Here is a 16,487-nt window from a genome sequence, read left to right as displayed (position 1 = left end):
CCTTCTTTCCACTTGATCGAGCAACAAGGACGCACCGATGAACACTGCTGTGGATGCTGTCGAACGTACTGAAATCCTGATCATCGGCGCGGGCCCGGCCGGTTCGGTGGCTGCGGCGATGCTGCGCCAGCAGGGCCGCCAGGTGCTGATGCTGGAACGCCAGCAGTTCCCACGCTTCTCCATCGGCGAAAGCCTGCTGCCGCAGAGCATGGAGTACATCGAGGCGGCCGGCCTGCTGCAGGATGTGGTCGAGGCGGGCTTCCAGTACAAGAACGGTGCCGCCTTCGTGCACGGCGAAGCGCGCACTGCATTCGACTTCAGGAAGAAGTTCTCGCCGGGTTGGGGCACCACCTACCAAGTGCAGCGCGCCGACTTCGACAACGTGCTGGCACGCGGTGCCGAGCGCATGGGCACCACGCTGCGCTTCGGCGACGAAGTGCTTGCTGTCGAGCCGGGCGAGCAACCGGCGGTGACGGTGCGCCGCCCGGACGGCAGTGAATACCGCATCGAGGCCGATTTCATCCTCGATGCCTCCGGCTTCGCGCGCCTGCTGCCGCGGCTGCTGCAGCTGGAGTCGCCGTCCAACTTCCCGGTGCGCGGCGCGATCTTCTGCCACGTGCGCGACAACATTCCGGCCGAAGCGGACTTCGACCGCAACAAGATCCTGATCACCACCCATCCCGAGCACATCGACGTCTGGTACTGGACGATCCCGTTCTCCAACGGCTGCTGTTCGCTGGGCGTGGTCGCCGAGCCGTCGTTCTTCGAGCGCTACGAGGGCGACGACCTGCAGAAGCTGCAGGCCATCGTCGGCGAGGACCCCAACCTGACCGGGCTGCTGGCCAACGCCGAATGGGCGGTGCTGCCGGTGCGCCGCATCACCGGCTACTCGGCCAACGTCAGTTCGCTGTGGGGGCCCGGCTACGCGTTGCTGGGCAACGCCGGCGAGTTCCTCGATCCGGTGTTCTCCTCGGGCGTGACCATTGCCTTCAAGTCCGCGCAGCTGGCCAGTGAATGCCTCAAGCGCCGCTATGCCGGCCAGGCCGTGGACTGGGAGGCTGAGTTCTCCATTCCGCTGCGTGCCGGCGTGAAGACCTTCCGCCGCTTCGTCGAAAGCTGGTACGAAGGCGGCTTCCAGAAGATCATCTACCACCCGCAGCAGCAGCCCGAAGTGCGCGACATGATCAGCTCCATCCTGGCCGGCTACGCCTGGGACACCAACAACCCGTATGTGGCCGACGAAAGCGGCCGTCGCATGCGCGTGCTGGAGGAACTGTGCAGCGCCTGATCTTCCGTACTGCGGCCCTGCTGCTGTGCCTGCTGCTGGCCGCCTGTGCCGGGCGCATGCCCAAGCCACAGGTGGAACTGCCGCCGCTGCGCCTGTCGCCGGCCAGCCTGCCGGCGCCGCTGGCGCTGCAGCAGCAGCTGCACTTCCGTTTCGGCAGCCATGAGCGCGACCTCGATGCGCTGCTGGAAGCCGATGCACAGCGGGTGCAGCTGGCGGTGCAGGCGATGGGCCAGACCGGCGTGCGCCTGCAGTGGGACGGCCAGCAGCTGACCCAGCAGCGTGCGCCGTGGTTGCCGCCGCAGGTGCGTGCCGAGCGTGTGCTGGATGACCTGCAGTTCGCGCTGTGGCCGACCGCGGCCATCGCCGCAGCGCTGCCGGCCGGCTGGGAGGTCATCGACGACGGCCACCAGCGCAGCTTGTCGCGCGACGGCACGGTGTGGCTGCTGCTGCAGCGCCTGGACGATGGCAGCATGCAGCTGGACAACCGCGCCGAAGGCTATGCGCTGCGCATCGAATCAATCGACATGGCCGGGCAGGACCGATGAGTGCACCGATCTACCTGAACGACCTGGGCATGGTCTGCGCGCTTGGCGAGGACCGTGCCACAGTGGCGTCGGCGCTGTTCGCCGATGTACCGGGCGGGCTCAGCACCAACGACAGCCTGATGCCGGGGCGCACCCTGGCGCTGGGAGAAGTACGCACGCCGCTGCCGGCGCTGGAAGACCTGCCGGTGGCCCTGCGTGGGCGCAACAACGCCCTGCTGGACGTGGCACTGGCGCAGATCGCTCCGGCGGTGAGCGCAGCCATTGCCCGCCATGGCGCCGAGCGCGTAGCGGTGGTGTTGGGCACCAGCACCTCGGGCATCGGTGAATCCGAGCAGGCCTTGCGCACCCATGCCGAGCAGGGCCAGTGGCCGCCAGGGTTCGATTACGCCCAGCAGGAAATGGGTACCGCCGCGCAGTTCGTGCGCCAGCGCAGTGGCGCGCTGGGACCGGCGTGGACCCTGTCCACGGCGTGTTCGTCCAGCGCCAAGGCATTGATGTCGGCCGCGCGCATGCTGCGCGCCGGCATCGTCGACGCCGTGATCGCAGGCGGCGCGGACTCCCTGTGCCGCTTCACCGTGGCTGGCTTCAGCGCGCTGGAATCGGTCTCGGCCCAACGCTGCAATCCGTTCTCGCAGCATCGTACTGGTATCAACATCGGCGAGGGTGCCGCGCTGTTCCTGCTCACCCGCGAACCCGGCCCGGTATGCCTGGCGGGGTGGGGCGAGTCGGCCGATGCCCACCACATGTCCGCGCCTGACCCGCAGGGCCTGGGCGCCATCGACGCCCTGCAGCAGGCGCTGCAGCGTGCTGGCTGGGCCGCCGGCGAAGTGGACTATGTGAACCTGCATGGGACAGCTACCGGCCACAACGATGCGATGGAAAGCCTGGCCGTGTCGCAGGTACTGGGCAGCCACGTGCCGGCCAGTTCGACCAAGCCGTTGACCGGCCACACGCTGGGTGCCTCGGGCGCCATCGAGGCGGCGCTGTGCTGGATCGTGCTGGCCGAGAACCCGCAGCAGCAGCTGCCGCCGCACTGGTGGGACGGCGTGGCCGACCCAGCGCTGCCGGTGTTGCCGCTGGTCGCACCGGCCACCCGCCTGGCGCAGCCGCCGCGACGGGTGCTGAGCAATTCGTTCGCTTTCGGCGGCAGCAACGCCGTGCTGGCACTGGAGCGTCGATGAACACGCTGTATGCAATCGAAGAGGTGGTGCCGCACCGCCAGGACATGTGCCTGCTGCAGCGCATCACGCATTGGGACCAGGACACCCTCGAGGCCGAACTGGTGGTGCCCGAGGCCGGCCTGTTCGTGGAGAACGGCGAAGTGCCGGCGTGGGTTGGCATCGAATACATGGCGCAGGCCATTGCGGCCTGGGCCGGCTGCCGCGCGCGTGCGGCCGGCAAGCCGCCGCAGCTGGGCTTCCTGCTCGGCAGCCGCCGCTACAGCAGCGCGCGCAGCAGCTTCCCCGCCGGTTCGCGGCTGCGCGTACAGGCGCGCTGCGAGCTGTTGGGTGACAATGGATTGGGGATGTTCGCCTGCCGCATCCTGGCAGGTGAGGACGAATGGGCGACAGCCAACGTGTCGGTGTACGAACCGGCCGACGCGATGGCCTATCTGGAGAGTGGACAGGCATGACAGGGAATCGAAGCGTGCTGGTGACCGGCGCCAGCCGGGGCATCGGCCGGGCCATTGCGCTGCGCATCGCGCGCGATGGCTTCGACGTGGTGGTGCATTGCCGCAGCCGCCTGGAAGAGGCACAGGCCGTGGAGGCTGAGATCCAGGCACTGGGCCAGCAGGCCCGCGTGCTGGTGTTCGACGTGGCCGACCGCGAGGCCGCGAGGGCCGCGCTGGAAGCCGATGTCGAGGCACATGGCGCGTATTACGGCGTGGTCTGCAATGCCGGCATCGCCCGTGACGGCGCCTTCCCGGCGCTGTCGGAGGACGATTGGGACCAGGTCATCCACACCAACCTGGATGGCTTCTACAACGTGCTGCATCCGCTGATCATGCCGATGGTACGGCGGCGCAGGCCGGGCCGCATCGTCACCCTGTCGTCGGTATCCGGGTTGGCCGGCAACCGCGGCCAGGTCAACTACAGTGCTGCCAAGGCCGGCATCATCGGTGCCACCAAGGCGCTGGCGCTGGAACTGGCCAGCCGCCAGATCACCGTCAACTGCGTGGCTCCGGGCCTGATCGAAACCGAAATGCTCAACGATGAAGTGGTTGAACACGCGCTCAAGCTGATTCCCGCCGGCCGCGTCGGCCGTCCCGACGAAGTGGCGGCGACGGTCGCGTTCCTGCTGTCCGAGCCGGCCGGCTACATCACCCGCCAGGTGATCTCGGTGAACGGAGGCATGCTCTGATGGCCGCCAATCGTCGCGTGGTGGTCACCGGTGCCGCCGCCATCAGTCCGCTCGGCCACGATTGGCCGACCATCGAGGCACACCTGCGCAGCTGCCGCAATGCGGTGCGTGCGATGCCCGAGTGGGATGTGTATGCCGGGCTGAACACCAAGCTGGCGGCGCCGGCGCAGGATTTCGCGCTGCCGCCCAACTACAACCGCAAGACCACCCGCTCGATGGGCAAGGTCGCGATCATGTCGGTGCGCGCCACCGAGGTGGCACTGCGTGAAGCCGGCCTGCACGAGCATCCGGTGCTGCGCAGCGGCCGTACCGGCGTGGCCTATGGTTCCTCGTCGGGCAGCCATGAGGCCACCGGTGAATTCGGGCGCATGCTCAACGAGTTCACCACCGATGGCATCAGTGCCACCACCTACCTGAAGATGATGAGCCACACCGCGCCGGTCAACATCGGCGTGTTCTTCGGCCTGTCCGGGCGCGTGTACACCACGTCCAGTGCCTGTACCTCGGGCAGCCAGGGCGTGGGTGCGGCCTATGAAGCCATCCGCAGCGGCAAGCAGACGGTGATGGTGGCCGGCGGTGCCGAGCAGCTCGATGCCACCGCTGCGGCGGTGTTCGACACGCTGTTCGCCACCAGCGTGCGCAACGACGCGCCGCAGACCACGCCACGCCCATTCGATGCCGGCCGCGATGGCCTGGTGCTGGGCGAGGGCGCCTGCACGCTGATCCTGGAGGACCTGGAACACGCGCAGGCGCGCGGCGCCACCATCCTGGCCGAGGTGGTCGGCTACGGCACCAACAGCGATGGCCAGCACGTCACCCAGCCCAGTGCCGACACCATGGCCCAGGCCATGCGCCTGGCATTGGAGGACGCCGGCCTGGACCCGGCGCAGATCGACTACGTCAACGCCCATGGCACCGCCACCGACCACGGCGACATCGCCGAGACCCAGGCCACCGCACAGGTGTTCGGCAGCCGCGTGCCGATCAGCTCGCTGAAGAGCTACGTCGGCCACATGCTGGGTGCCTGTGGCGCGTTCGAGGCCTGGCTGAGCATCGAGATGATGCGCACCGGCTGGTTCGCGCCGACCCTGAACCTGGCCGAGGTCGATCCGCGCTGTGGCCAGCTCGACTTCATCACCGGGCAGGGCCGCGAACTGCAGGCCGAGTACGTGATGAGCAACAACTTCGCCTTCGGCGGCATCAACACCTCGCTGGTGTTCCGCCGCTGGCGCGAGTGAACCACCGTCCCACCGCACTGTTTCCGCTACCCACCCGCACCCCTGACAAGGAGAAGTTTCGATGCGCCGCACTCTCATGATCGCCACTGCCACCGCGCTGCTGGCCCTGACCTCCACCGCCTCTGCCCGCGACACGCGTGTCGAACAGTCCCTGCAGGAACTGGTCAATTCGCAGGCCGCCAAGGACGCTGGCATCGACGGCAGCGTGCGCTTCTATCTGGCCGGCCAGCCGGTCAGCGTGCTGCAGCGCCTGGGCGAAGACGTGACCAACAAGAAGACCAACGCCGCCAACAAGAGCGATGCCGAGGCCTGCCGCTGGGTTGCGTTGTCTGCACTGCGCGCGCTGCAGGACGGTGCCAAGTCGCGCGGCGCCAACGCCGTGGTCGACATCGTCAGCTATTACAAGAAGAACGAGTTCAAGAGCAGCACCAACTACGAGTGCTACGCCGGTGCCATCCTCGCGGGTGTCGCGCTGAAGGGCACCTACGCCAAGGTCAAGTAAGCGCCCGTGTGGTGGCAGCCGTGGCTGAACGACGCCGCCACATTGCTGAACCTCGCCGGGGAAACGCCGTCGATCACGCCGCCAACGTCGGCTGACGGCTTTCCCCGGTGTCGGCTTTCCGACACAATCATGGCTCTTCCCGGGTTATCGTCCCGCGGACATGCACGCCTACGTCTATAAAAGCCAACTCAAGCCGGACACCTACGTCTACGTTCCCCGTCGCGATGATTTCAGCGCGCTGCCCGCGCCGCTGCTCACCTCGCTGGGGACGCTCGCCTTCGTCCTGGAGGTGGCCCTGGATGCCCAGCGCCGCCTGGCGCAGGCTGACCCGGAAAAGGTCCGCAGCGAAATGAGCGAGCGCGGGTTCTACCTGCAGGTGCCGCCGTCGGTGGCCAGCCTGATGCCGCGCCACTATGACTGACGCCTCCCGTCCGCGCCTTGTGTCAATTGCCTTCGCCGCGGGCGCGGTGCTGGCGCTGGGCGCCGCCGTGGGCGGCTTCCCGGGTGCCGTCCTGGCCGCACTGGCGCAGCCAGCGTTCGCGCTGGCGATCTCATGGTGGCGTCGCAGCCGCGCGCTGCTGCCGCTGAAGGTGGTCGCTCGCCAGGACCTGCCGGCGCTGCTGGCGTTGTGGACGGCCGCGCCGCTGCTGCTGGCGCTGTTGCTGGCCTGGCCGCTGGCGGCGCTGCGCGACAGCGGCAGCCTTGCGGCGGTGCTGGGCCTGAGCGTGCTTGTCAGTGCCGGCCTGCTCGCCGCCTGGCGCACCTGGCCGTTGTGGAACGATGTCGAACGCCTCGACGGCAGCCTGGCCCAGCACTGGCAGGCGCTGGCGGGGCGTGACCTGGGCGCCTGGCGCGGCCTCGGTGTGGCCGCGCTGGTGATCGCGCTGGCCGCGCTGGTGGTGCTGCCGGCCTGGCCGGGACTGCTGCCGGAAAGCGCACACTGGCCCGCCGCGCTGGCGGTGGTGCTGCTGTCTCCCGTGCTGCACCTGCTGCTGCAGCGGGTGGCGCCGGCACCGCTGGTGTCGCTGCGCGCAGGTCCATTGGCCACGGCCAGCGACGAGCGCGAACCGATGTTCTCCGCTGCGGTCGAAACCACGCCGCTGGAGGCGATGGCGCCGCAGGAGCTGACCCCGGCGCTGTATGAAGCCGCCCGCCATGGCCGCATCGACCGGGGCCTGCAACTGCTGCAGGCCGGTGCCGATCCGTATGCGCTGCCGGACCCGAACTGGCGCGACCAGCGCAGCTTGGCGGTACTGGCAGCGGTGCTGCCGGACCTGCGCCTGCTGCGCGAGCTGATCGCCCGCGGCGTCGATGTGAACGCACCGCACCGGGGCATGACCCCGCTGCTGGCCGCCACCCGTGACAGCTGGCATGGCCGCCCCGAGGCGGTGATGACCCTGCTCGCCAACGGTGCCGACTCGCGTGCCACCGACAGCGATGGCAACACGCCGCTGCACCATGCTGCGCGCAGTTCCGACCCGGGTGTGGCGGCGCTGCTGCGCGATGCCGCCGCCGAAGTCGATGCGTTGAACAACGAGGGCTGGTCGCCGCTGGCCGTGGCCTGCCAGGTCGGCAACTGGCGCCTGGCCCGTTTCCTGCTCGAACGCGGTGCACGCTGCGAACCGGCCGATGGCACCCCGGTGCTGCTGGCCGCCGCCGCCACCGAGGACGACGATCCGGCGGGCGTGCAGCTGCTGCTCAAGCACAAGGCGCGGGCCGACGCGCGTGATCGCCAGCGTCGCAGCGCGCTGCATGAAGCGGCGCTGGCCGGTCACGTCGAGATCATCGGCGTGCTGCTGGCTGCCGGCGCCAATCTGGAAGCGCGCGATGCGCTGGGCCGTACGCCGTGGCTGGAAGCGGCCCGTGCCGGTCGCGCCGCCGTGATCGAGCATCTGCTGCCGCACAAGCCGGACCTGGTCGCGGTGGACGGCGAAGGCCGTAATGCGGTGCAGCTGGCGGCGATGGCCGAGGATGTCTCGCCGCTGCTGATCAAACGCCTGGTCGAACTCGGCATCGCCGCCGATGCCACCGATCCGGTCGGTCGCCGTGCGGTGGACTATGCCGCCGAAGCCGGCCGCTGGGCGATCGTGGCTCTGCTGGACCCGTCCTATCCATTGCCGGCTGCGGTCAGCGATGGACTGGCCGAGCGTGGCGAAGCCGCCGGCGCAAGTGGCCTGCTGCCGGACCGCCCGCCGCTGACCCTGCTGCGCGAAGCGCTGGGCTTCGGCAACACCGAAGGCATGGCCGCGCTGGCCAAGCTGTGCCAGCCGGAAGAGCTGGGTGGCCTGCTGCTCGATCCGGAGCTGGCGCTGGAGCCGCGTGCGGTCGACTGGCTGCTGGCCCACGGTGCCGATCCCTACGTGCGTGACGCCTGTTCCGACACACCGATGTTCGCGCTGTTGTCGCGCGGCATCGACGCGGTGCCGGCGCTGCAGGTCATGCTGCAGCGTGGCCTGTCGCCGGCCGGACGCGGTGGCCTGGCACGCTTCCTCGCAGCGTGTGCGCAGCACGACCAGGCCGCCCGTGGCCTGGAACAGCTGGCACTGGAACTGCTGGAACGTGGCGCCGATCCGTTCGCCGCCTCGCCGGCCGGCGATCCGCCGCTGTCGCTCGCGGTGCGCCTGGGCTGGCTGCGCCTGCAGCAGGCCCTGCTCAAGGCCGGTGTTGATCGTGAAGCGCGCGACAGCCACGGCATGACCGCATTGCACCTGGCCACCGCGTTGGCCCGCGAAGGCGCACTGAAGCTGCTGGTGCAGCACGGTGCCTCGCCGGAAGCCCGCGCCGCCGACGGCCAGACGCCGTTGGGCGTGGCGCTGTCGATCGGTCGCCGTGATCTGGCCGACTGGCTGGACTGGCGGGTGTGGCCGTTGCCGCGCCGTACCCTGCGCGAGGCCGATCTGCCGGCCGCTGCAATGGCAGGTGATGTGGATGCGGTGCGGCGCCTGATCGATCTGGGATTTGCCGTCGACGCGGTCGACGCACAGGGCTGCACCGCACTGCTGCGTGCAGCCGGTGGCGGCCACCTGGCGGTGACCGACCTGCTGCTGGCGCGCGGCGCCGATCCGCAGCACGCCGCGGCCAGTGGCGCGACGCCGCTGTCGGCGGCGGTCAGCATGCGCCAGGTGGACATCGTTTCGGCCCTGCTCGATGCCGGCGCCAAGCTGGAACATCGCCTGCCGGGCGGGGTGACCGTGCTGATGCTGGCCTCGGCGCTGGGTCTGCCGGACATCGTCGCGCGCCTGCTCACTGCCGGTGCCGACGTGCATGCCGGTGACGCGCAGCAGCTGGGCCCGCTGCACTGTGCCGCGCTGTACGGTTTCAGTGCCCGCGACCGCTCGCGCCTGCTGGCCCTGCTCGACACCCTGCTGTTGGCGGGCGCCGAGCCGGACCAGGCCGCCGCCGGTTCGGTCACGCCCCTGCTGCTGCTGCTGGGCGCACGCGCCGAGCCGGGTACCGCCTGCGACGAGCAGGTGGTGATGGCGGCGGTAGAGCGCCTGCTGGATGAGGACGTGAGCCTGGACGTGCGCGATCCGCGCGGCTTCGGTCCGCTGCACCTGGCCGCGCTGCATGGCCTGCCGCTGCTGGTGCAGCGCCTGCTGCGCGCAGGTGCCGATCCGGAAGTGCGCGACAGCCTCAACCGCAGTCCGCGCGAGATCGCGGTGATGCGCGGCTTCATCGACGTGGCCGGTGAGTTCGAACCGCGCGTGCCGGGCGTTTCGTCGATGGCGCGGTTCCTGCGCGACAACGGCTGATCGCTGGAAAAGGGTAGTGCCGGCCGCTCGCCGGCTACCTCATGACATCTCCGGGAACACGGGATTGCCGGCCAGCGGCCGGCACTACCGGGTCCGCCATTGATTGGGTGGGTGCCGACCGTTGGTCGGCACACCTACTCGCCGTCCCTTTCCGCGTCGGCCTCGAAAAGATGCATCAGGTCGTTGCGTGCATCGCGCGAGGTCTGGATCACGGCCGCTTCGTCGTCGTACACCAGATACTGGTCACGCAGCAGCTGCTCATCATGCTCGCGGAAGCGCTGCACATGGCGTTCGGCCACGTCCGGCGCCACGCCCAATGCGGTCAGCACGCGCCCGCTCATCTCCAGGCTGGTGCCAAACACTTCGCGGAACGGCTCGGCCGACATGTCCATCAGGCGCCAGGCATGCTGGCGGTTGCGCGCACGCGCCAGCACCTTCGCGTCCGGGTACAGCCGGCGCACCATGCGCACCGCGCGCAGGTTGGTCTCCGGGTCGTCCACGGTGATCACGAACACATCGATGTGCTCGCCGCCCGCCGCACGCAGCATCTCCGGCCGGGTCGGGTCGCCGTAATACAGCTGGTTGCCGAAACGGCGCAGGTCGGCCACGGTGTCCGGGTTCGCCTCCAGCGCCACGAACGGCACCTTCTGTGCCGTCAGCAGGCGTGCGATGACCTGGCCGAAGCGGCCCATGCCGGCGATCAGCACCTTGGGGCGGTTGTCCGGCGCCACCTTGTCGGCCTCGGCTGCCTCGCGCGGTGCGGCCTTCTCCTGGCCGAGCAGCTTGAGCAGCGCGATCATCAGCAGCGGCGTGATCGCCATCGACAGGCCCACGATCGCCACCAGCCGGTCGTGGTTGGCATTGCCGAGCAGGTGCGCGCGCTGCGCTTCGTTGAACACCACGAAAGCGAACTCGCCGCCCAGCCACAACACGCTGCCCAGCAGCAGCGACTGCCGCGGACTGAGCCGGGCGATGCGGCCGATCGCGTACAGCAGGCTGAACTTGACCACCAGCAGGATGCCGACGCCAGCCGCGATCATCCACGGTTCGGCGGCAATGCGGTCCAGGTCGATGCCCATGCCCACCGCGATGAAGAACAGGCCCAGCAGCAGGCCCTTGAACGGCTCGATCTGCGCTTCAAGTTCGTGCCGGAACTCCGAATCGGACAGCAGCACGCCGGCCAGGAACGCGCCGAGGCTGGGGCTGAGGCCGGCTTCCTGCATGAACCAGGCGGTGCCCAACACCACCAGCAGTGCGGTGGCGGTGAACACTTCCGGGCTGCGGGTGCGGGCGATGATGCTGAACACCTTGCGCAGCACCGGTCGCCCGCACAGGATCACCACGGCCAGCGCACCGAGGGCCACGGCGGCGTCTTCCCAGCGCAGGGTCTCGTTCTTCACCCCGCCCAGCAGCGGGATGGCCGCCAGCAGCGGAATCGCGATCAGGTCCTGGAACAGCAGGATGGCGAACCCGAGCCGGCCATGGTCGCTGTTGATCGCCTTGTGCTCGGACAGCAGCTGCAGGCCCACCGCCGTGGATGACAGCGCCAGCGCCACACCTACCACCAGCGCGCTCTTCCACTGGAAGTGGTCGAGCAGCAGCAGGCCGCCCAGCACCAGCCCGGACAGCGTCACCTGCGCCGCACCGGCACCGAACACCGAGCGCCGCATCACCTTCAGGCGCGCCGGCGACAGCTCCAGGCCGATCACGAACAGCAGCATCACCACGCCGATCTCGGCGGCACCGAGGATGCGGTCGGCGTCCTGCACGAAGCCCAGCCCGTCCGGGCCCAGCACCACACCGGCGGCCAGGTAGCCCAGCACCGCGCCGAAGCCGAACTTCTTGAACACCGGCACGGCGATGACCGCCGCCAGCAGCAGCACCAGCGCCAGTTCCAGACCACCGCTATGCATGGGAATACCTGGTCATCGGGGGAGCCGCTGTGCGTCCGTTCGGGTTGGGAAAAGCGTGGCGAACACCACCGCGCCATTATGCGCGCCGGCCTGTGCATGCACGAGAACAACCTGCGGGCAGGGTGCTGCCGCGGCGGGACCGGGTTGACCTGCATGGTCCACGGGTCCAGACTGCCCGCCGCTGGCGGCGCGTCCGCCGGCACACGCATCCCGGAGTCCCCAACCCATGTCCAGCGACAGTAGAAGTCGACCTCGTTCGACGCCAGCGATGGCCACCGCCTGACATCGGGACGGTTTGCCTGCGTTGGCGTTGCGCGAGGTCGCACCCCCACAAGGCAAACCCGATGAACCAGAAGCAATTGCTGCGCCCGGTGGCCGATGCCGCCGCACTGGCCGCGCCGCTGGCGAACTTCAACACTGCCGATGCGGTGGAATTCCTCAACACGCTGGAGCTGACCCGCGCCGCGGAAACGCTGGCTGCCCTTCCGTTGCCGCGTGCAGTGAAAATGCTGGAAGCGCCGGAACTGCACCGCAGTGGCGAGCTGGTGGCTGCGCTGCCCCCGGCGCGCGCTGCCGCCCTGCTCGGCTTGATGGCCGACGACCGCGCCACCGACATCGTCCATGAGCTGGATGAGGAAGAACGCGCGCGGTTGATCCCGCTGCTGGGCACCGACGCCCGCCAGGCCATCCAGAAGCTGCTCAGCTACCCGCCGAACACCGCCGGTGCGCTGATGACCACCGAGTACGTGGCGGTACCCGCCAGCTGGACCGTGGCGCAGACCCTGCAGCACATCCGCCAGGTCGAGCGCACCCGTGAAACGGTGTACGCGATCTACGTGCTGGAGCCGTCCAGCCAGCAGCTGCAGCAGGTGGTGACCATGCGCCGGCTGATCACCGGCCTGCCGGAGGAGTCGATCCTGGACGTGGCCCAGGTCAATCCACCGGTGACGGTGGACGCACTGATGGACCAGGAAGAAGTGGCACGGCTGATCCGTCGCCACGACTTGCTGGCGATCCCGGTGGTCGATGCGCAGCAGCAGATGCTCGGCATCGTCACCGTGGACGACGTGCTCGACGCGCTGATCGAGGAATCGACCGAGGACGCGCACAAGTTCGGCGGCATGGAGGCACTGGACAAGCCCTACATGCAGATCGGCTTCCTGGAGATGCTGCGCAAGCGCGCCGGCTGGCTGAGCGTGCTGTTCCTGGGCGAGATGCTGACCGCCAGCGCGATGCAGCACTATGAGGACGAACTGGCGCGCGCGGTGGTGCTGACCCTGTTCATTCCGCTCATCATGAGTTCGGGCGGCAACTCCGGTTCGCAGGCCACCTCGCTGCTGATCCGCAGCCTGGCGCTGCGCGAGCTGCGCCTGCGCGACTGGTGGAAGGTGGCCCTGCGCGAAGTGCCCACCGGCATGGTGCTGGGCGCGATCCTCGGCTGCCTGGCCATCGTGCGCATCGTGATCTGGCAGCTGGGCGGCCTGCACGACTACGGCGAGCACTGGATACTGCTGGCGATCACCATCGGTGCCGCGCTGGTCGGCATCGTCACGTTCGGCTCGCTGTCCGGCTCGATGCTGCCCTTCATCCTCAAGCGGCTCGGTTTCGACCCGGCCAGCGCCTCGGCCCCGTTCGTGGCCACCCTGGTGGACGTGACCGGCCTGGTGATCTATTTCAGCATCGCCGCGATGATCCTGCACGGCACGCTGTTGTAACGGGAGCGTCATCCACACATGACGTGGATCTACTGGTCCCGGCGGTAGATCCACGCCATGCGTGGGTGCGGTATCAGGACCTTGCGCACGATCATGCCGTTGCCGCGCCAGTCCGTGTACCGTAGGCGCATGAGTACCTACCACCTGCAGTCCGTGTTCCGTCCGCAGTCGGTCGCGGTGATCGGCGGCAGTCCGCGTGAGCGTTCGGCCGGCCGCGCGGTGATGCGCAACCTGCGCGGCACCGGCTTCCCCGGCAAGGTGGCGTGGATCAATCCGCGGCATGCCGAGATCGATGGCATCCGCACGGTCAAGCGGCTGAAGGACCTGGACTGGGTCCCCGACCTGGCGGTGATCACCGCACCAGCGGCCATCGTGCCGCAGGTGGTGCGCACTGCCGCCGAACGTGGCGTGCAGGCGGCGATCATCCTCACCGCGCACCTGGGCGAAGGCCCCGGTTCGTTGTCTGCACAGGTGGAGGCGGTGGCGCGCAAGCATGGCCTGCGCATCCTCGGGCCGCATTGCCTGGGCGTGATCGCGCCGCACGCGCGGCTCAATGCCAGCATCGCCGCACATTTTCCGCAGGCCGGCGACCTCGCGCTGATCTCCGAATCCTCGGCCATTGCCGCCGCGCTGGTGGAATGGGGCGTGGCGCGCTCGGTCGGGTTCTCCGCCGTGGTCTCGCTGGGCGACACGATGGACGTCGACTTCGGCGATCTGCTCGACTACTTCGCCACCGATTACCGTACGCGCGCCATCCTGCTCTACGTCGAGCAGATCAAGGACGCGCGCAAGTTCATGTCGGCTGCGCGTGCCGCCGCCCGCGCCAAGCCGGTGGTGGTGGTGAAGTCGGGGCGCGCCGAGCGCGTGCAGCCGGGCAGCCGCGATACCCATGTGCAGGCCCTGGCCCGTGCCGATGATGTGTACGGTGCCGCCTTCAACCGCGCCGGCCTGCTGCGCGTGGGCGCGCTGGACGAACTGTTCACGGCCGCCGAATCGCTGGGCCGGTTGGGGACCTTCCCCGGTCGTCGCCTGGCCATTCTCAGCAATGGTGGCGGCGTCGGTCGCCTTGCCGTGGACCAGCTGATCGCGCTGCGTGGCACGCTGGCCACCCTGTCCGACAGCACGGTGCAGAAGCTCGATGCAGTGTTGCCACAGGGCTGGTCGCGCAGCAATCCGGTCGACATCGTGGTCGACGCCGATGGTGACCGCTATGCCGCGGCCATCGAAGCGCTGCTGGCCGACAACGAGAACGACGCGGTGATGGTGGTCAACGTGCCGACCGCGTTCACCTCATCGGCGGACGCCGCGCAGGCACTCACCCGCACGCTCGGCCTGCGCCCGCGCCATCATCGCGACAAGCCGGTGTTCGCGGTGTGGCTGGGCAACGATGACCAGGCCACCGCCACGCTCAACGCGGCGCGGGTGCCGACCTATCCGACCGAGGCCGAAGCCGTACGTGGCTTCCAGCATCTGGTGCGCTACCGCGAAGCGCAGAACGCGTTGATGGAAACGCCGCCCAGCCTGCCGCAGGACTTCAGCGTCGACACGGCCGCCGCGCGCGCACTGGTCGATGCCGCGCTGGCCAACGGCCAGCAGTGGCTGGACCCGCTGGCTACGCATGAACTGCTCAAGGCCTACGGCATTCCCTCCGCGCCGGTGATGCATGCGCGTGACGCGCACGAGGCGATGGATCTGGCGCAGCCGCTGCTGGAACGCGGTGCCACGGTCGCGCTGAAGATTCTCTCGCCGGATATTCCGCACAAGTCGGAAGTGGACGGCGTGCGCCTGAACCTGTCCACCCTGCCGGCGGTGCAGAGCGCGGCCAACGCGATCCTGTCGCGCGCACGCCAGCTGCGGCCGGATGCGCGCATCGATGGTCTGCTGGTGCAGCCGACCATCGTTCGCCCGAAGGCGCGCGAGTTGATCGTCGGTATTGCCGATGACGCGACGTTCGGCCCGGTGATCGTGGTCGGCCGTGGCGGTACCGCGGTTGAAGTCATCAATGACAAGGCGTTGGCGCTGCCGCCGCTGGACCTGCGCCTGGCCCACGAGCTGATCGGCCAGACCCGCGCCTCGCGCATCCTCAAGGCCTATGGCGATGTGCCTGCCGCCGACGAGCGCGCACTGGCATTGGCGCTGGTCAAGCTGGCACAGCTGGCCGCCGACATCCCCGAAGTGCGTACGCTGGACATCAATCCGTTGCTGGTCGACGGCAAGGGCATCCTCGCCCTCGACGCACGCGTGGCGGTGGCGCCGTCGCGCATCCTGCACAAGGGCCGTGGCCATCCGCGCTTCTCGGTGTTCCCGTACCCGAAGGAGTGGGAGCGCACCATCGAACTGTCCGATGGCGGCCGTGCCTTCGTGCGTCCGGTGCGGCCGGAGGACGACGCGCTGTTCCGTGCGTTCTTCGCCCGCGTCAGCGACGAGGACCTGCGCCTGCGCTTTTTCCAGTCGGTGAAGCACTTCAGCCACGAGTTCATCGCGCGCCTGACCCAGCTCGACTACGCACGCTCGATCGCACTGGTGGCGATCGAACCGCGCAGTGGCGAAATGCTTGGCGCGGTGCGCCTGCACGCCGATGCGGATTACCGCCGCGGTGAATACGGCATCCTGATCCGCTCGGACCTGAAGGGCCATGGCATCGGCTGGCGGCTGATGGCGATCATGATCGAGTACGCCAAGTGGCTGGGCCTGGACGTGGTCGAAGGCCAGGTGCTGCGCGAGAACAGCACCATGCTGGCGATGTGCCAGAGCCTGGGCTTCAAGACGAAGCTGGACCCGGATGACCCGACGGTGATGATGGTGACCTTGCCGGTGCAGCAGGTCGAAGTGCCCGGAACCCCGTTGTAGAGCCGAGCCTGCGCTCGGCTGCCTTACATCTCACGGGCACGCCTGAGCCGAGCATGGGCTCGGCTCTACAAGATCACCGCTGCGGTTCCACCGCCACCGCCGTGCCATAGCACAGCCGCACGGTCAGCCCGGTCATCACATAGATGGCGTCGTAGCGCATGCCGATGATCGGGTTGGCAGCCAGCTGCCGTGCTTGCTTGTCTCTGCTGCGCCAGGTTTACTCGCGGCCTGTCCGCACAGCGCGGTGTAGATGGTGATGGTGTCGCCAAAGAGCGGCTCCGCCGCTGTCTTCTGTAGCGTCGAGCCATGCGCCACTGGCTATG

At 68.8% G+C, this 16,487-nt stretch carries 12 protein-coding genes and 1 pseudogene; 11 read left to right on the top strand and 2 right to left on the bottom strand.

The window, feature by feature from the left end; translation table 11 throughout:
• Positions 1–37 precede the first annotated feature (37 nt).
• The 9 genes from ROV95_RS02380 (at position 38) to ROV95_RS02340 (ending at position 9,686) form a co-directional block, all read left to right on the top strand.
• Positions 38–1,288, top strand: a complete 1,251-nt coding sequence (locus ROV95_RS02380) for an NAD(P)/FAD-dependent oxidoreductase (protein WP_134732099.1) — start codon at positions 38–40, stop codon at positions 1,286–1,288.
• On the top strand, positions 1,276–1,833 hold the full coding sequence (locus ROV95_RS02375; protein ID WP_019661706.1) for a DUF3261 domain-containing protein: 558 nt from the start codon (positions 1,276–1,278) through the stop codon (positions 1,831–1,833). The genes ROV95_RS02380 and ROV95_RS02375 overlap by 13 nt, the downstream gene beginning before the upstream one ends.
• A complete protein-coding gene (locus ROV95_RS02370; protein ID WP_312542686.1) occupies positions 1,830–3,014 on the top strand; it encodes a beta-ketoacyl-[acyl-carrier-protein] synthase family protein in 1,185 nt (394 codons plus the stop codon). The genes ROV95_RS02375 and ROV95_RS02370 overlap by 4 nt, the downstream gene beginning before the upstream one ends.
• Entirely contained in the window at positions 3,011–3,466 is a 456-nt protein-coding gene (locus ROV95_RS02365; RefSeq protein WP_134732095.1) for a hypothetical protein, read from the top strand. The genes ROV95_RS02370 and ROV95_RS02365 overlap by 4 nt, the downstream gene beginning before the upstream one ends.
• Positions 3,463–4,194, top strand: a complete 732-nt coding sequence (locus ROV95_RS02360) for a 3-ketoacyl-ACP reductase FabG2 (RefSeq protein ID WP_049454155.1) — start codon at positions 3,463–3,465, stop codon at positions 4,192–4,194. The genes ROV95_RS02365 and ROV95_RS02360 overlap by 4 nt, the downstream gene beginning before the upstream one ends.
• On the top strand, positions 4,194–5,432 hold the full coding sequence (locus tag ROV95_RS02355) for a beta-ketoacyl-ACP synthase (protein WP_019661702.1): 1,239 nt from the start codon (positions 4,194–4,196) through the stop codon (positions 5,430–5,432). The genes ROV95_RS02360 and ROV95_RS02355 overlap by 1 nt, the downstream gene beginning before the upstream one ends.
• A gap of 61 nt (positions 5,433–5,493) precedes the next feature.
• Complete coding sequence (locus ROV95_RS02350; protein WP_312542683.1) at positions 5,494–5,934, top strand: excinuclease ATPase subunit; 441 nt, start codon at positions 5,494–5,496, stop codon at positions 5,932–5,934.
• A 160-nt stretch (positions 5,935–6,094) separates the two neighbouring features.
• Complete coding sequence (locus ROV95_RS02345) at positions 6,095–6,355, top strand: YcgL domain-containing protein (RefSeq protein WP_014648833.1); 261 nt, start codon at positions 6,095–6,097, stop codon at positions 6,353–6,355.
• Positions 6,348–9,686: an ankyrin repeat domain-containing protein gene (locus ROV95_RS02340; protein ID WP_197575335.1), complete on the top strand. Its 3,339-nt coding sequence runs from the start codon at positions 6,348–6,350 to the stop codon at positions 9,684–9,686. The genes ROV95_RS02345 and ROV95_RS02340 overlap by 8 nt, the downstream gene beginning before the upstream one ends.
• A 134-nt stretch (positions 9,687–9,820) precedes the next feature.
• On the opposite strand, the gene ROV95_RS02335 is transcribed toward ROV95_RS02340, so the two are convergent.
• On the bottom strand, positions 9,821–11,599 hold the full coding sequence (locus tag ROV95_RS02335; RefSeq protein WP_312542677.1) for a monovalent cation:proton antiporter-2 (CPA2) family protein: 1,779 nt from the start codon (positions 11,597–11,599) through the stop codon (positions 9,821–9,823).
• 344 nt (positions 11,600–11,943) lie between these two features.
• Between ROV95_RS02335 and mgtE the strand changes: the two genes are divergently transcribed.
• Positions 11,944–13,314: a magnesium transporter gene (gene mgtE / locus ROV95_RS02330; RefSeq protein WP_019661699.1), complete on the top strand. Its 1,371-nt coding sequence runs from the start codon at positions 11,944–11,946 to the stop codon at positions 13,312–13,314.
• Between the two features lie 129 nt (positions 13,315–13,443).
• Complete coding sequence (locus ROV95_RS02325; RefSeq protein WP_312542674.1) at positions 13,444–16,164, top strand: bifunctional acetate--CoA ligase family protein/GNAT family N-acetyltransferase; 2,721 nt, start codon at positions 13,444–13,446, stop codon at positions 16,162–16,164.
• 73 nt (positions 16,165–16,237) lie between these two features.
• Here the strand turns inward: ROV95_RS02325 and ROV95_RS02320 are convergent.
• Positions 16,238–16,443, bottom strand: a pseudogene (locus ROV95_RS02320) (heavy metal-binding domain-containing protein); the annotation flags it as partial.
• Positions 16,444–16,487 lie beyond the last annotated feature (44 nt).

Origin of the sequence: Stenotrophomonas maltophilia group sp. msm1, assembly GCF_032025805.1 — a bacterium.
In the GTDB taxonomy this organism is placed as follows: Bacteria; Pseudomonadota; Gammaproteobacteria; order Xanthomonadales; family Xanthomonadaceae; genus Stenotrophomonas; species Stenotrophomonas hibiscicola.
This window is presented reverse-complemented; position numbering and strand designations above follow the sequence as displayed.

Excerpts from the sequence above, each read along its gene's own strand:
- ROV95_RS02380 (WP_134732099.1), top strand. The coding sequence starts at position 38 with ATGAACACTGCTGTGGATGCTGTCGAACGTACTGAAATCCTGATCATC.
- ROV95_RS02370 (WP_312542686.1), top strand. The coding sequence starts at position 1,830 with ATGAGTGCACCGATCTACCTGAACGACCTGGGCATGGTCTGCGCGCTT.
- ROV95_RS02365 (WP_134732095.1), top strand. The coding sequence starts at position 3,011 with ATGAACACGCTGTATGCAATCGAAGAGGTGGTGCCGCACCGCCAGGAC.
- ROV95_RS02360 (WP_049454155.1), top strand. The coding sequence starts at position 3,463 with ATGACAGGGAATCGAAGCGTGCTGGTGACCGGCGCCAGCCGGGGCATC.
- ROV95_RS02355 (WP_019661702.1), top strand. The coding sequence starts at position 4,194 with ATGGCCGCCAATCGTCGCGTGGTGGTCACCGGTGCCGCCGCCATCAGT.
- ROV95_RS02350 (WP_312542683.1), top strand. The coding sequence starts at position 5,494 with ATGCGCCGCACTCTCATGATCGCCACTGCCACCGCGCTGCTGGCCCTG.
- ROV95_RS02345 (WP_014648833.1), top strand. The coding sequence starts at position 6,095 with ATGCACGCCTACGTCTATAAAAGCCAACTCAAGCCGGACACCTACGTC.
- ROV95_RS02340 (WP_197575335.1), top strand. The coding sequence starts at position 6,348 with ATGACTGACGCCTCCCGTCCGCGCCTTGTGTCAATTGCCTTCGCCGCG.
- ROV95_RS02335 (WP_312542677.1), bottom strand. The coding sequence starts at position 11,599 with ATGCATAGCGGTGGTCTGGAACTGGCGCTGGTGCTGCTGCTGGCGGCG.
- mgtE (WP_019661699.1), top strand. The coding sequence starts at position 11,944 with ATGAACCAGAAGCAATTGCTGCGCCCGGTGGCCGATGCCGCCGCACTG.
- ROV95_RS02325 (WP_312542674.1), top strand. The coding sequence starts at position 13,444 with ATGAGTACCTACCACCTGCAGTCCGTGTTCCGTCCGCAGTCGGTCGCG.